This window comes from Rothia sp. CCM 9417 (genome assembly GCF_048513575.1).
GTDB lineage: Bacteria > Actinomycetota > Actinomycetes > Actinomycetales > Micrococcaceae > Rothia.
On the sequence record NZ_JBLXXT010000005.1, the window covers coordinates 18,834 to 33,887 of the forward strand.

10 protein-coding genes are annotated in these 15,054 nt (G+C 56.0%); 1 reads left to right on the forward strand and 9 read right to left on the reverse strand.

Annotated features, from left to right (window positions below; all coding sequences use genetic code 11):
• Window positions 1-46 precede the first annotated feature (46 nt).
• The 3 genes from argB to argC form a co-directional block, all read right to left on the reverse strand.
• Entirely contained in the window at window positions 47-1,057 is a 1,011-nt protein-coding gene (argB, locus tag ACN082_RS06975) for an acetylglutamate kinase (RefSeq protein ID WP_419100138.1), read from the reverse strand.
• Window positions 1,058-1,136: 79 nt separating this feature from the next.
• Window positions 1,137-2,354 carry a bifunctional glutamate N-acetyltransferase/amino-acid acetyltransferase ArgJ gene (gene argJ, locus ACN082_RS06980; protein ID WP_419100139.1) on the reverse strand — a complete coding sequence of 406 codons (1,218 nt, stop codon included), beginning with the start codon at window positions 2,352-2,354 and terminating at the stop codon, window positions 1,137-1,139.
• Complete coding sequence (argC, locus tag ACN082_RS06985) at window positions 2,351-3,397, reverse strand: N-acetyl-gamma-glutamyl-phosphate reductase (protein ID WP_419100140.1); 1,047 nt, start codon at window positions 3,395-3,397, stop codon at window positions 2,351-2,353. Before argC ends, argJ begins: the two co-directional genes overlap by 4 nt.
• 117 nt (window positions 3,398-3,514) lie before the next feature.
• Between argC and ACN082_RS06990 the strand changes: the two genes are divergently transcribed.
• Window positions 3,515-4,492 (forward strand): quinone oxidoreductase family protein, encoded by a 978-nt coding sequence (locus ACN082_RS06990; protein WP_419100141.1) that lies wholly within the window; start codon window positions 3,515-3,517, stop codon window positions 4,490-4,492.
• An 83-nt stretch (window positions 4,493-4,575) separates the two neighbouring features.
• Here the strand turns inward: ACN082_RS06990 and ACN082_RS06995 are convergent, their stop codons facing one another.
• From ACN082_RS06995 to ACN082_RS07020, 6 genes are all read right to left on the reverse strand, one after another.
• Window positions 4,576-5,232, reverse strand: coding sequence for a hypothetical protein (locus ACN082_RS06995; protein WP_419100142.1), 657 nt, complete (start codon window positions 5,230-5,232; stop codon window positions 4,576-4,578).
• Between the two features lie 194 nt (window positions 5,233-5,426).
• Complete coding sequence (gene pheT / locus ACN082_RS07000) at window positions 5,427-7,979, reverse strand: phenylalanine--tRNA ligase subunit beta (RefSeq protein WP_419100143.1); 2,553 nt, start codon at window positions 7,977-7,979, stop codon at window positions 5,427-5,429.
• Window positions 7,980-7,982: 3 nt separating this feature from the next.
• On the reverse strand, window positions 7,983-9,041 hold the full coding sequence (pheS, locus tag ACN082_RS07005; protein ID WP_419100242.1) for a phenylalanine--tRNA ligase subunit alpha: 1,059 nt from the start codon (window positions 9,039-9,041) through the stop codon (window positions 7,983-7,985).
• Window positions 9,042-9,343: 302 nt separating this feature from the next.
• On the reverse strand, window positions 9,344-11,998 hold the full coding sequence (locus tag ACN082_RS07010) for a rhamnan synthesis F family protein (protein ID WP_419100144.1): 2,655 nt from the start codon (window positions 11,996-11,998) through the stop codon (window positions 9,344-9,346).
• Window positions 11,999-12,138: 140 nt separating this feature from the next.
• Window positions 12,139-13,950, reverse strand: a complete 1,812-nt coding sequence (locus ACN082_RS07015; protein ID WP_419100145.1) for an ABC transporter ATP-binding protein — start codon at window positions 13,948-13,950, stop codon at window positions 12,139-12,141.
• Window positions 13,951-13,964: 14 nt separating this feature from the next.
• Window positions 13,965-15,053, reverse strand: a complete 1,089-nt coding sequence (locus ACN082_RS07020; RefSeq protein WP_419100146.1) for a DegT/DnrJ/EryC1/StrS family aminotransferase — start codon at window positions 15,051-15,053, stop codon at window positions 13,965-13,967.
• Between the last annotated feature and the right edge of the window lies 1 nt (window position 15,054).

Genomic DNA, 15,054 nt, shown 5'->3' on the forward strand with positions numbered 1-15,054 from the left:
TCTTTCCAACCGTCAGGGTGTATCAGTGTGGTTCCGGAAGCAGAGGCTAGTAGGTCAGTGGCTGTACTTGAAAATCGGGAGCGGGGTGACGCCAGGCGACGTCCTCAACATCATCGGGGATGAGCTGGGTGCCGATGCCGGTGTCCGTAAAGATCTCCAGCAGGGGTGAGTGTGGCAGGCGACCATCCACAATGGTTGCTTTCGGAACCCCCTGCTCCACAGCTTGAAGGCAGGCGGCCATTTTGGGAATCATGCCCGAAACCAGGGAGGGGAGCATCTGACGGAGCTCGCTCACTTTCAAGGAGCTAATCAGGGAGGACCGGTCAGGCCAGTTAGCATAGAGCCCCTCAACATCGGTCAAAATAACCAGTTTCTCTGCCCCCAAGGCGGCGGCCACTGCGGCGGCGGCGGTATCGGCATTAACATTCAAGATTTCTCCCGTCAGCCCAGCCAAGCCGTGGCTGTGATCGGGGTACTTATCGGGGTCAGATATCTCGGGAGCTACCGAAGAAATCACCGGAATCTTACCTGCCTCAATCATGGACATCATCGCGGTGGTGTTCACCCCTACTACCTCACCCACCAAGCCCAGGTCTACTTCCTGGCCGTCCACCTGGGTGGTAATCCTGTGTGCCCGCAGGAGGCCACCGTCTTCACCACTCATGGCTACCGCAAAAGGTCCGTGACTGTTGATAAGTGATACCAGTTCACGGGCGACCTGGCCGGTGAGCACCATCCGCACCACATCCATAGCCTCGGGAGTTGTGTAGCGTAGCCCCCCGCGGAACTGGCTCTCAATCCCGAGCTTATCCAGCATGGCAGTAATCTGAGGCCCACCACCGTGAACCACCACCGGGCAGATGCCGATGGTGCGCAAGAAAACCATGTCCTCGGCAAAGGCAGCCCTGAGGTCATCAGAAATCATGGCATTGCCACCGTACTTGAAGACCATGACCTTACCCCGGAACTGCTGGATCCAGGGCAAGGCCTCCATAAGAGTCCTTGCTTTTTCCTGGGCTGTTTCAAAACGGGCCTGGGCGTTCTTCTGCTCTGCCATGGCTTTCTTTCTGGGGAGTCGGATGCTGGTAAAAACGGATGTGCTGGTCTTGAGGCTCTCTGGACCAAAATCTCAGCCGCTAGCTAGAATAGGCCGAATTTTCGTGCACATAGTCGTGAGTGAGATCGTTAGTCCAGATAGTGGCTTCGTGTTCGCCAGCGGCCAGGTCAATCTCTACGGTGACCTTGCGGTCAGCCGCCAAATCAACCAGCTTGCGGTCCTGACCAATACCACCACCGGTGCAGACCTGAACACCGTTGATCAGGACATTGACGTTCTCGGGATCAAAGTCTGCTGAGGTTGTACCGACCTCCGATAGAATTCGGCCCCAGTTGGGGTCATTGCCAAAGATAGCGGTCTTGAAGAGGTTGGAGCGGGAAACCGCGCGGGAGACCTCCTCGGCCTCTTCTTCGGTAGCGGCGTTGAAGGTGCGGACGTGGATGTCGTGGCTAGCACCCTCCGCGTCACCAATCAGCTGCAGGGCGAGGTCCTGGCAGACCTTGGTCAGAGCCTCGGTAAAGCCGACTAAATCGGGCACAAGTCCAGAGGCACCAGACCCCATGAGCACTACGGTGTCATTGGTAGACATACACCCATCAGCATCAGCCCGGTTGAAACTCAAACGGACGGCTTGGCGCAGGGCGGTGTCAAGGTCTTCAGGTGATAAGACGGCATCGGTGGTCAGTACTACCAGCATGGTAGCTAACCCGGGGGCAAGCATGCCCGCCCCCTTGGCCATACCGCCGATCAGATAGTCACCACCCTGCTCCACTTCAACGCAGATGGCCGCCTGCTTGGGGACGGTATCGGTGGTCATAATTGCCTCTGCGGCGGCCAAAGAATCGGATGGGCTTACCCCCAGAGCCCTAGCGGCTTGCTCACTGCCTGCCAAGAGATTATCCAGGGGGAGCCTCTGCCCGATCAGCCCGGTGGAGCATACCAACACATCACCGGCAGAAATGTTGAGCAAATCGGCCACATGCTCAGCGCTGGTGTGAGTGTCTTGGAAGCCAGGAGCACCGGTGCAGGCGTTAGCCCCACCGGAGTTGAGCAGGACCGCATCAACCCGCCCATCGCCGACCACCTGCTGACTCCACAGCACCGGCGCAGCCGCAAACCGGTTGGTAGTAAAAACGGCAGCAGCGTTCTTCAGCGGCCCGTCATTGACCACCAAGGCAACGTCCTTTTTGCCTTCAAGAGCGCTGATACCAGCGCTCACCCCGGCAGCACGGAACCCGCGTGCCAAGGTCACGCCCTGGGTGATAACCCCTTCGATCTGGTGCTGGGTTGCGCTCACGGTGCAAGTCCTTCCTGCAACAGGCCCGCATCCTCCGGCAGACCCAAAGCAATATTCATGGATTGAATGGCACCTCCTGCAGTGCCCTTGGTCAGGTTGTCAATCACGCTGGTGACGATGACTCGACCGGCGTGGGTGTCAAAGGCTAGCTGCATTTCTGCATGGTTTGAGCCCTGAACGCTTTTGGTGGTGGGCCACTTCCCCTCGGGGAGCAAATGAACAAAACGCTCCACCTCATAGGCTTGAGCCCAGGCCTGCCGAAGCTGTTCCTCGGTAACACCGGGTTTGACCTTTGCGGTGCAGGTAGCAAGGATTCCCCGGGGCATGGGTGCCAGTGTGGGGGTGAATGAAATCTGAACCGGCTGACCGGCCACCGCAGACAGTTTTTCTTCGATCTCAGGGGTATGCCGGTGGGCACCGCCCACACCGTAGGGACTCATGGACCCCATAATCTCGGAAGAGAGCAGATGCGGTTTGAGGCTCTTACCTGCACCTGAGGTGCCCGAAGCCGCAACGATCACAAGGTCCTGCGGTTCAAGTAAGCCAGCGGCAAAACCGGGGGCTAGAGCCAGCAGCGAAGCTGTGGGATAGCAACCTGGTACGGCAATACGGTTGACTCCCACTAGCTGGTCACGCTGTTTCTGCCCGCAGGTAAAGGGTAACTCCGGTAGCCCATAGGGCCAGGTGCCAGAATGCTCAGACCCATAGAATTTGGCCCAGGCCTCGGCGCTATCAAGCCGGTGGTCAGCCCCGGCATCAATAACCAGGGTGCTCTCGGGTAGTTGTGAGGCTATCTCAGCGCTAGCCCCATGAGGGAGGGCCATGAATACAGCGTCGTGTCCGCTCAGTGCCTGGACGGTTGTATCAGCAACTATCAGATCAGCGTAAGCTCGCAGGTGAGGGGCTAGATCCCCCAGAGGCTGACCTGCCGATGAGTGCGCGGCAACAGTTTTTACCTCAACCTGCGGGTGGGTGGCTAGGAGCCGGAGAATCTCGCCACCAGCATACCCGGTGGCTCCGGTGACAGCTACGGTAATAGTCATAACACCATCATTGCATGTTTTTGCATACCAGTAAATATTTATTCATTATCTATGGGTGTATGACTTCCTTACCCCATCTTCTTCATACCCGCCTTGCCCTGGGAGTAGGCTAAAGATATGACTTCTCAGACCATGACAGCTATCCAGCTTCACAGCACAGGAGGCCCCGAGGTCCTCCAGCTCAACCACCTTGCTACCCCGACCGCCGCACCCGGGCAGGTTCTTGCAGAAACCATCGCAACCGGTGTGAACTTTATTGAAACCTACCAGCGATCAGGCATCTACCCTGTGCCTCTGCCCTTCACCCCAGGCTCCGAGGCCAGCGGCCGCGTGGTAGCGGTAGGCCAAGGAGTTACCGAATTTCAGCCGGGCGACTTGATTGCAACGGCCAGCGCCACCGGCACCTACGCCCAATTCTTCACAGCTGCTGCCGAACTCTGCCTACTAATCCCCGAGGGCATCGACCCGGTTGAAGCCGCGGCTCTCCCCCTCCAAGGTATGACAGCCCACTACCTCATCAACTCCACCTACCCCGTCCAGGCAGGTGAAACCGTGCTCTTCCACGCCGGAGCTGGTGGAGTAGGCGGCATTGCTATCCAGCTCCTCAAAGCCAAGGGGGCAACCGTCATCACTACGGTATCCAACGACGAAAAAGAAGCCATTGCCCTGGCCCACGGCGCTGACCATGCCCTACGCTACGAAGGTTTTGCTCAGAAAGTCCATGAGCTCACCGACGGAAAAGGTGTGGCCGTAGCCTACGACGGGGTAGGGAAAGACACTTTTACTGATTCCCTCAAGTCGCTTGCAATCCGAGGTATGGGCGTGCTCTTTGGTGGGGCTTCTGGCCAAGTGCCGCCCTTTAACCTCCAAGAGCTCAACTCTCTAGGCTCACTCTTTATCACTCGGCCTACCCTCGCCCACTACTCACAAAACCGAGAAGAAGTCACCTGGCGTATGGGCGAACTCTTCCAAGCAATCCAGGCTGGCCAGCTCAAGCTCAGCATCGACCAGACTTTCCCCTTAGCTGACGCAGCCCAGGCCCACCGCTACCTTGAAGCCCGCAAAACCAGGGGCAAAGTCTTACTGGTACCCTAAGCACATCAAGACTGAGGCGGGGCCCCTAGTCACTCGTGGCTAGGGCCCCGCCTCAGTACGCGTATTGGCTAGCGGCTTGGCCTCTAATCGATAAACTCTTCATCTTTACGTTTACGGATGAGCATGAAGGTTGCCACAAACCCAGCACCAAATACTAGGATGGCCCCGCCCAGGCGAAGTATGGCCGAACGCTTCTGTGAGCTCACGGTGTCTTCCGTAACGGGCACCAGGCTACCTTCTGTACCCGTACGCACAACAATTAGCTCCGTATCAGAAGTCTGAGCCAAAAGGGCATCGACTCTCTGGGGGAAGTCAGCACTCACTCTCCCGGTCTGAGAACCGCGGAATTTAACGGAATCCCCCGGGTTCACGCTGGCGGGGTCAGCCACATCTGACACAAAAGTTTTACCGGCCATAGCAGAATCATCGGGGAGCTTGCCAGAGTAGATAGCGACGTTCTTATCGCTCTGCAGATCAGGTGTCACATCATCGATTGCTCCGCTAATAACCCAGGAACGATTCTCATAGCCCTCGTTGGCTCGGGCCTCGTTGAAGGTACGTACACCACCAATGAGCAGGATAAATGCAACTACCGAGACCAGCAGCATAATACCGGCTGCAGCTAGCTTAGATCTAAGAGAGCCGCGGGAATCAGCATCGTCCTCTTCACCGTCTTCAGCGAAAGTAAAAAAATCTGATACCTGTTCCTCGTCCTCAACAATATCCCGGTTCTCTGGCATGCCCTGGTCCCTCTCATCTTTCTGCAAAGCCCCTATGTTAGGGACATCATAAAGCCTACTTCTGCAAGCCTACAAGTCACGGCTAAGGCCCCGCAAACTGCGGTGGCTTTATCTCACACTGATATGAAAACCCCCACCCTTACCACTAGGACGGTTAGGGCGGGGGCATCTACAGCCTTCTCGGCTACACGATTCTAGGCGCGCTGAACCGCCCCAAAACGCTCAAGAGCTAGAGCTACACCGGCTTCTCGTGCTTCGCTTGCCTCATCAGCAGTCAGAGTACGATCCGGTGCACGGAAGCGCAAGGCAAAGGCAAGCGACTTATAGCCTTCTTCGATGCCGGCGCCTCGGTAGTCGTCAAAGACACGAACGTCTTCAAGCAAATCGCCCGCGCCCTCAGCCAAGGTGGCGGCTAGATCGGCGGCAGGGATATCAGCCTTAACGATGAGGGCTACATCCTGGTTAGCAGCAGGGAAACCGGAAATACCGGTGGCCTGCACAGCCTGGCCTGCCTCAGCCAGCAGAGCGGTGAAGTTCAGCTCGAAAGCGCTGGTGCGCTCAGGCAGGTTACGCTGAGCCAGCAACTTGGGGTGTAGTTCACCCGCGTAGGCTACGACCTGCCCTTGAGAGTTACTCAATACAGCGGTACGTCCGGGGTGGAAGGCCTGATGCTCGCCGTTAGCGACGGTGAGCTTGACACCTGCAGCATCGGCCACCAGCAGCACAGAGTCCAGAGCATCACGCCAGTCAAAGGCTCGGGCAGTGAGCCCGGGGGCATCCTCGTGCTCGGCACCGGCGAATATACCTGCGATGTGGCGAGGCTGGTCGGGAATACCGGCGTTGAGATCAGCAAGTACTTGATCATCAGGCTTAGCACCCAGACCGGGGATGGAGGCCGAGCCAAGCTGGGGCCCGGGGATAAAGACATGACCGGTTTCGTAGATCGCAAGGTTCTTGAGACCGCGTGAGAGGTTACGTGAAAGAACCTCGGTCAGACCAGGCAAGAGAGAGCGGCGCATCCAGCCCTGGGCGGAGGAGATGGGGTTAGCCAGGCGGATTGAATCAACCTCTTCACCGGCTACGGGGCTGGCCCACAGGTTGTTGTCTGCATCGGAGACAAAGGGGTAGGCAAAGACCTCGGTCAGGCCCGATGAGGCAAGGGCGTTCAGTGCCCGGCGGCGCAGGGTCTGCTCCACGGTATAGCCGCGCCCGGGAGGGGCAACGGGCAGGGTGGAGGGAATCTGGTCGTAGCCAACCAGACGGGCGACTTCCTCGGTTAGGTCTTCCTTATCGCCCAGGTCGGTACGCCATGAGGGTACGGTGACCAGGTAAGCATCATCGGTGGTTTCAACGCTGGCACCGATTTGTTCTAGGGAACTGACAATCTGTTCCTGGGTGTAGTCAATGCCAATACGGCCTGCGGTGTAGTCCTTGGGCAGGGTGATAAGGGTAGGTTTATAGGCTGAGCCAGTATCGGTCACCCCTTCTGCCACCTGGGCACCAGCCAGCTCAACCAGCAGATCTACCGCGCGCTGGGCGGCGGCGGCCTGAATCAGCGGGTCAACGCCGCGTTCGAAGCGTTTGGAGGCCTCAGAAGGTAGCTTGTGGCGGCGGGCGGTGCGAGCAATAGAAACCTCATCGAAGCGGGCAGCTTCGATCACGATGGTACTGGTTGAGTCGGTGACCTCGGTGGAGGCACCGCCCATGACACCAGCCAGACCGATGGGGCCGGAGTCATCGGTGATGAGCAGGTCCTCGGCGTGCAGGTCGCGGTCTTTGCCATCCAGAGTGGTGAGCTTCTCCCCCGTCTGGGCACGGCGCACGGTGATACCGCCTTCCAGCTTGTCCGCATCGTAGAAGTGCAGGGGCTGGCCGGTTTCAAGCATGACGTAGTTGGAGATATCCACCGGCAGTGAGAGTGAGCGGATACCGGCTAGGCGCAGTCGAGAGGACATCCAAGGGGGTGTCGGCGCGGCCGGGTTAACCCCGGTGACGGTGCGGGTGACAAAGCGGGTGCAACCCTCCTTGCCATGAATGGGGGCTGAATCGGTCAGCCTGACAGTCAGACCAGCATCGTTTGCCGCCGGTGCCTTGGCGGCCAGTTCCAGCACGAAGTCCTTGAAGTCGCTACCGGTCGCGTGGCAGTACTCGCGGGCAATGCCGCGAATAGAGAAACCGTAACCACGGTCCGGGGTCACATTGACCTCGGCGGCCTGGTCGTAAAGCCCCAGCAGTTCCATGGCATCTGAGCCAACATCGGGGTCAAGCCCCAGGGTGGAGAGTACCAGAATACCGTCATGGTCTTCGCCAATGCCCAGCTCACGCACAGAGGCAATCATGCCAGCAGACTTGTGGCCGTAGGTCTTACGGGCGGTGATAGCAAAGCCCCCGGGCAGAACAGCACCGGGCAGGGTGACAACAACCTTGTCACCGGGCTTGAAATTGTGGGCACCGCAGATAATGCCCTGCACGCCAGATTCCTCGATACCCTTACCGGTCAGGGTCTGTTTCTGCCCCTCGGGGACCACACGCACCTGGCACCAGTTAACGGTCTTGCCGTTGGAGTGAGTCTCGGGCTCCATGGAAAGCACCTGACCAACCACAATCGGGCCAGTCAGATCATCGGTGGGGCGGTGAACAGCTTCTTCTTCAAGGCCAACCTTAACCAGGGTAGCCATAAGATCTTCGGCGCTTGCGTCGGCCGGGACGGGCGCGTATTCACGCAGCCAGGAAAGGGGTACTCGCATGGGTTAAATCTCCATCTTGAACTGCTGTGAGAAACGGACGTCGCCTTCAATCATGTCGCGCATATCGCTTACGCCGTTACGGAACATGAGGGTGCGCTCAATACCCATGCCAAAGGCAAAGCCTGAGTAGACCTCAGGGTCAATACCAGCGGCGCGCAGGACGTTGGGGTTGACCATGCCACAGCCACCCCACTCAATCCAGGCTGGGCCGCCCTTGGCATCGGGGTGCCAAACATCCAGCTCAGCTGAGGGCTCAGTGAAGGGAAAGTAGTTAGGGCGCAACCGGATTTTAGCCTCTGCACCGAACATAGCTCGAGCCATATGCTCTAAGGTGCCCTTGAGGTCAGCCATGGTTAGGCCCTTATCTACGGCAAGGCCTTCAATCTGGTGAAAAACCGGGGTGTGGGTGGCATCGAGCTCGTCGGTGCGGTAAACCTGGCCGGGGCACACCACGTAGAGAGGCAGGTCACGTTCCAGCAGGGAACGCATCTGCACCGGTGACGTGTGGGTACGCAGCATGAGGTGGGCCTTGGTTGGTTCCACGAAGAAGGTGTCCTGCAGTTCGCGGGCCGGGTGATCCGGTTTGAAGTTGAGGGCATCGAAGTTATACCATTCGGATTCCAGCTCGGGGCCGTCGGCGATTTCCCAGCCCATGCCAATAAAGATGTCGCACATCTGCTCTTGCAGGACGCTGATGGGGTGGCGGCCACCGATACGGCGGCGGGGGGTGTGGGCGGTGACGTCTACGGCTTCTTCTACCAGAATCCTGGCATCGCGCTCTTCTTCAAGCTGGGTATTACGGGCTTCGAGTGCCTTAGCCAGTCGGCCACGGGCCTGGCCCATGAGCTTACCAACGTCAGCCTTGTGTTCTTTACCCAGATCACGCATCTGCTTATTAGCTAGGGTAAAGCCGCTCTTATCGCCGGTAAACTCTAGACGAACCCGCTTGAGGTCTTCAAAGGTGGGGGTCTTCTCAGCAATATCGGTCAGGGCTCGGTCAAGTTCAGCCCGGAAGGCTTCCTCAACGGTAGCTAGGCCCCGCTGCGGGTCTGTCTCTAGAATTGCGCGGATATTGGCCAGGACCTGAGAGGGTGTGGGGTTTTCAGGTATCTGGTGCAAAGGATCAGTCATAGAAGCTATCTCTTCACGTCGGTTGGGTAGGGGCACTAGGCCCAAATCATCAAGGTATAAGTCTAGTGCAAATACTGTGTTGGTGCTGGCTCCCCTATCGGGAGGCCGGCTCTCTGCTCACCACGGTTCTGCAGAGGGTGTCTGCAAAATCTGGGGCTAGGTGGTGGTCTAGCTGCCGGCAGTTGGCATCAGAGATCAAAGGGTTATCCCAGCAATTCAGGCTTGACAGGTTCTTATGATTGCTGAGGCCAGCTGTGCTGGTTAACCATGGTGAACTTATGACCGGCCTTACTGCAGGAAATCGCCAAAAGGCGCTCAAGCGCGTGGGCCACCGTCGAATCCTTTTGGCCCTCTTCAACCGGGAAATGCTCTGCCGTAAGCCCTAGAGAGAAAATAGGTTGCAAAGCATCCACCCTTGCCCAGAACATACTACCTGCCGGGAACATAAAATCCTTGTTCTTGGGAAGCTGACCCCAGTTGTTCTTCCAGGTCAGTGCCTGGGCAATCGGGTAGTTAGTAGACCAGTTCCAGGAGTTTACAACCGATGGGTGAGGAAAAGGAGCCACCATACCCACCCGATCCGAGGCCAAAGCACCGATGATCTGCTCTACTGCCTGGCGACTGGGCAAAAGAGAATCAAGAATAAAGACCAGCCAGTCGTCAAGATCCGCGCTGTGGGGGGATTTTTTACTGTGGAGGTGAAGGACCAGGTCATAATCTTGATGTTCCTGGGCAAAGACTACAAACTTAGGCATGATGTCCCGGCCCCGGTTTTCAGCGATTTTTACTCTGGCATCGGGGAACCAGCCTTCGATGGCCTGGAGCTTAGCAAGCGTGTTCGTGGAGATATAGAGGTCATAGGGCTGGGGCACATGTTCGAGATACTTTTTGATCACCGGGCAAGATTCCAGGTAAAACATGTGGATGAAGACCGCTATACGGGGGAGCCGGCTCAGCGGCTTCTCCGATGCCAGAGCGTTGGGGTCAACATATTGCACGGAAGCTTTCTGTCTGCTCCTGCAGGGAGCCAAGGGGGGACTTTTGCGCTTTGCTACCCAGCCGGGCAACTTTTTGGAATCATACTGCCGAATTTCGGCCAAAGGTGAAGAAAGAGCTAGATCCTCGATAGCCCTGAGAACTTTGATTTCGTCACCGGGGTGGCGGACCAGGTGGGCGATGAAAGGGGTCGTCATAAATCTCAAGGAATCAAGAGACTGAACCCAGCTCCTTTGACAAGGCTTGATAGCCATGACCTCGGCAGCCGAATCTGTCGTTCTTGGTTCTGAGCCTTGGGCCGGGTCTAGGGGATTCACAGCTACCTGAGCAAAACCCCAATGGTAGATGGGGCCCAGAGCTGAGTAAGCCTTACTGTATACCGGGGTGCTTTGGATAGCCTGTTTACAGGTCCCAAGGATCTGAACCTGCAGAAGATGCTTGAGGGGTCTTAGCCAGGCTAGGCGCTCCCCCAGCTGAGAACGGAGAACAGAGGGCTTATGGGCACCAGCAGGCAGCAGATCCAGCAACTCATGAGCGTATCTCTTGGAGCTGCCGATAGTAGCTACAAACTCCTTCCGTCGCCCTTGCTTCTCCGGGGTGTCACTCATCACTAGATCCAGAGCCTGCTCAGCCATTGAGTCGCTATCGTAGGGTTCCACCAACTGACCCACCCAGGCAGTCTCAGCACTGAAGATATCTAAAATACCTAAGTCGGAGCGGTAGGCAACCATAGCCAGGCCCTGGCCCAGAGCATCAATAGCAGTTGTTGGCCCCGGATCTTGGCGGGAGGTCAAGAGATAGGCACTCGAAATCGCATACCAGGTGTGGGAGTTAGCCACATAGCCAGGGGTGATCAAAGGCAAACCTTGCTGTCGGGCCTCCTGGGCTATCTCAAGCGCCCAGGCAGATAGCTCACCTAACCAGATGAAAACTGATTTAGGTTCTCTGGCCAGAATCTTCCAGGCCACTTCAATAAATAGGTCAAATCCCTTTCGCAGGTCCCCGTACCCAGCCGATATATATATGTCCCCTAGGGTCCGGTGCCTTGCCAGTTCAAGCCGTAACCGGTTGGCTTCTTTATTGCTGACAGAGTGTTCTTTGATGCTTGGAACCACAACGGAACTCTTGCTCGTGGGCTCCAGCTCGTGCTGATAACTTAAGCGGACAGCTTCGGTGGCAAAGACCAGGTGAGGCATCTGTTGGAGAGCTGGCATTAAAGAGTTCTGCCTGACATAGTCCGGCATTTCATGGATCAGTGCCAGTGAGAACTCTCTGGCGGATTCTGGACCTTCAGATAAGAGTTGCACGCCCCAGCAGGTGTTGGCTATCACCGGAGTTTTCGGGGGCAGTGCTTCTAAAATTTCTTGAACGTTCCAGCCCTCTTCACAGATGTAGGTCGGGTACTTTGCGCGGTACTGTTCGTAAAGCTCTCCCCCGTTCCTCAGCACCACCAGGGGCTGATAACCTAACAATTTCAGGGCACTGAGTAATTCAAGCAGAAGTAAGGGGGCACCTGCCTTGTGGGCATCATTGCCCAAGACAAGTAGGGGGCAGGGGCGGGTGTGAAAATCTTTGAGAACTTTTTCTCCCGTCAGCCCGGCAGGTATCTGGCGGGGACGGGTGTGATAGCCAAGGGGTCTACCTCTGAGGATATAGTGGTGGCCCGCGTAAGTACTTTCCAGAGGCATATAGCAACGCTTATAAAAGTTAATGTCCAGCTCCGCGTTGGGGGAACGGCCCTCCCTGTCTCCGCAGAAGATAAAATGTTCCCAGGGGCTACCCTCATAATTGAGAACATCGGGGTAGGTCCTGAGGTAGTAGTCCTCATCAAAAATGCCGTCTGGGACTTCTGGGTTCAGGGCCCCCCAGGGGGAGCTTGATAGATTTTCCATATTTATCTTGCCTTTCTGCCTGCACCTTATGATCTTTAAAGCCCCTGATAAAGGCAGGGTTTCTCACGTGCTGCGGTCCCGAAAACTTTGTTTGTCGGTGCCACTACCGACTCCTTGGAACCGATAGCGGCTCCCAAGAACTAATCTTTTTTATTCAACAAAACCTGGTTACGATCAACCCAGCGTTTAAAGGTGACATTGTTTGCGTAAACCTCTGAGTAGGACCCAAAAGAAGCCACCTGACCGGCTTCAAAAAGCGCCACCTGACGCATACTTGCGATAGTGCTCATCCGGTGGGCAATACACAAAACGGTCATAGTTTCAGGTAATGACCTAATAGCCTGATCCACCAAAAACTCTGTGTCATCGTCAAGGGCAGATGTTGCCTCATCCAAGATCAGTATCTGTGCTTTGCGGTAGAGTGCTCGAGCTATGGCGATTCTCTGGCACTGACCGCCGGAGAGTCCTCTGCCCTGTTCGGGCAAGATCGTGTCCAAGCCCTGGGGCAGGCCCTCCACTACATCGGTCAGGGCTGAAAGTTTAACCGCCTCTTCGATTTTTCTCTGGTCAATTTCCTCCTGACCAAAGGCAAAGGCGATGTTCTCCCGCAGACTGGCTTCAGCGATATAGGGCTTTTGCGGGACCAAAGCGATGAGCTTCCTAAAGCCTGCCCAATCCTTCCTGACATCTATGCCATCGATGCATAAGCTACCGCTGTAACCGGGTAAAAGCCCACAAAGAATATTAATGAAAGTCGTTTTCCCGGCTCCGCTGGGCCCTACAATGGCTATCCTAGCCCCTCTGGGAATATCACCGGTGATATCTCTGATAACGTACTGGTCATCCTTGCTGTCACTAAACCGGTAACTCAGGCCCGTAAAGGAAATCGCCTCCTTGAACTCTTCAATTGCTTGTCCGGCGGGGTGCTTAGGCAAGAGGGTAACTGGGGCGGGGCTAGAGGCAGCCTCTAGCTCTTCAAGAACCTCATAGACCGCAGGAGTTGATATACGCATCACGGTGTAAGAACTAATGATCCGGTGCATACTAGGCAGGACTCTAAAAGAGATGATGACCACTGTTCCCAGATAGGCCAGGTCGTGGCTGGAGGGCTCACCCGATGCCAGAACAACTAAAAGCAAGCACGAGAGAAAAACTATCTCAAGAATATAGCGTGGTAGCTCAGCAAGAATACCCATGTCGCGATTAACCAAGGCCAGGTTTCTGGAGACCTGGCGGTAATCCTCAATCACCTTGTGTTCTGTGCCCCGTATCTTAAACTCGCTAAAGCCTCCCATGGCTCTGAGTATCATCTTGTAGTGGTCTTGTGAGATGCTCAGATTCTTGGCGCCCACACTTTGTGACACCTTACCGATAATCTTAATAAAGACGACAGAAATCAGTGTAGTAATAGCAATCAGGGCCAGGTAGCTCAGCGGCAGAATAAGAAAAATTGCCACAATCATCGATAGGGTCGTCAGTACATCGCTGACCAGTAAAACCAGGTTGGAGAGATAGCCTGAATAGGACTGACGTACCGAATGTTCAAGCCGGCGCAGGGCAACTGAAAAACTACGCTGGTTGTGCTCCTCTTGACCTGAACTAAGGTAGGTGGACAAAAGCCGAGTTGAGGTTTCCGCTTCGTTCAGCAGGATAAAACTCAAATACCAGCGCCTAAAGAGCAAAGCACTGATGTCTTTGAGCACAAAGACGACCACAATAGTCAGGGTGGTCTTGATGATGAGCTCACCCTGAGAAGTGGTACCCAGAAAGTCACCGAATCGTTGAACACCGGGGCTCTGATAGTTACCGCTCAGGGTCAGCACCAGAACCGGCACCAAGAAGGTAGCTCCCAATTCTACTAGGGCAATCAGCAGGGAGAAGGCCAGCAGGATGAGAAGTTTCCCCCGGGTTTTTTGATCAAGCAGGCGGCGGAAAACAAAAATGCTATTCAAACTTTTAATAGACTTCACGGGTTGAGTACCTCATAGATACTTTCTAGGTGCTTCTGATCCACCTGAGAGTGGAAAGGCAGGGCCACAAAACTTTGGGCCAGTTCATCAGATTCTTGCCTGAGGGGGAGGTCATCTAGCGCATACCGGGACCAGTAACTGCCCTCTTGAGTCAGAGCGGGGAAGGTACGGGCCATAATCTTTTTCTCCTGCAACTGCTGAACCAGCTGCTTCTGCTCACCAGGTTCACAGCGAAAGGCGTAGAAGATATTGGAGTGTCTACCCCGCGGATGTACCCAGGCCCGGGGTGAGGCCTGCATAATGGCATCGAGTTCTTGGGCAAGAGCGCGGCGGGCTACCAGTTCTTTGCCTATTTCTGGGATAACAGCCAGCCCTAGGGCGGCAGAGAGTTCGCTAGCTTTTCCGTTGATTCCGAATGCCTGCGGGATTCCGGCATTGAGGCCAAAGTTTCTGATCTGCTGTAGGTAAGGCAGGTCTTGGGGGTCCTGGCAAAAGACTGCCCCGCCCTCACCAGAGTGAAGCAACTTAGTGGCATGCAGTGAAATGCAGCTGAAACGGCCCCGCCCTAGCAGCTCTTTTGCGCCTTCAGGTTCCTGCGGGAAGATGTGGGCGGCGTCGTAAATAAGGGGCAGCTGGTGTTGCTGAGCCAAGGCATCAAGTTGGCTGTCACATTCTACCCCCAGCAGGTGAACCGCCAGAATTGCCCCCACCCTTGAAGTGATATAAGGTTCCAGCCGCCCAGGGTCAAGGGTGAGACTAACCGGGTGGCAGGGAACAAATCGAGGCTTCAGACCGGCTGCCTCGATAGCGCTAGAAGTAGCCACAAATGTCAGGGCAGGAGTCAGAACTTCCGTGCCATGAGGTAATTTTAGGGCCTGCAAGGCTAAAGTAAGAGCGCTCGTCCCAGAGCTAGTGAAGAGAGCCAGCTCTTGACCGTACAGCTGCCCTAATTTCATTTCAAAGAGAGCCGCAAGAGGTCCGTTATTGGCGTACTGACCCGAGGCGAACACCTGCTCGCTGAGCTGGTGGAAAAGGGCCCGATCGGGTGCTGTGGGCACGCCCAGAGTGAGAGCTTTACCGGTCATT

What these genes read in the sequence shown, in the direction of transcription:
- pheT (WP_419100143.1), bottom strand. Translation starts at nt 7,979, where the DNA reads ATGCGAGTACCCCTTTCCTGGCTGCGTGAATACGCGCCCGTCCCGGCC.
- ACN082_RS07010 (WP_419100144.1), bottom strand. Translation starts at nt 11,998, where the DNA reads ATGGAAAATCTATCAAGCTCCCCCTGGGGGGCCCTGAACCCAGAAGTC.
- ACN082_RS07020 (WP_419100146.1), bottom strand. Translation starts at nt 15,053, where the DNA reads ATGACCGGTAAAGCTCTCACTCTGGGCGTGCCCACAGCACCCGATCGG.
- argC (WP_419100140.1), bottom strand. Translation starts at nt 3,397, where the DNA reads ATGACTATTACCGTAGCTGTCACCGGAGCCACCGGGTATGCTGGTGGC.
- argB (WP_419100138.1), bottom strand. Translation starts at nt 1,057, where the DNA reads ATGGCAGAGCAGAAGAACGCCCAGGCCCGTTTTGAAACAGCCCAGGAA.
- ACN082_RS06995 (WP_419100142.1), bottom strand. Translation starts at nt 5,232, where the DNA reads ATGCCAGAGAACCGGGATATTGTTGAGGACGAGGAACAGGTATCAGAT.
- ACN082_RS06990 (WP_419100141.1), top strand. Translation starts at nt 3,515, where the DNA reads ATGACTTCTCAGACCATGACAGCTATCCAGCTTCACAGCACAGGAGGC.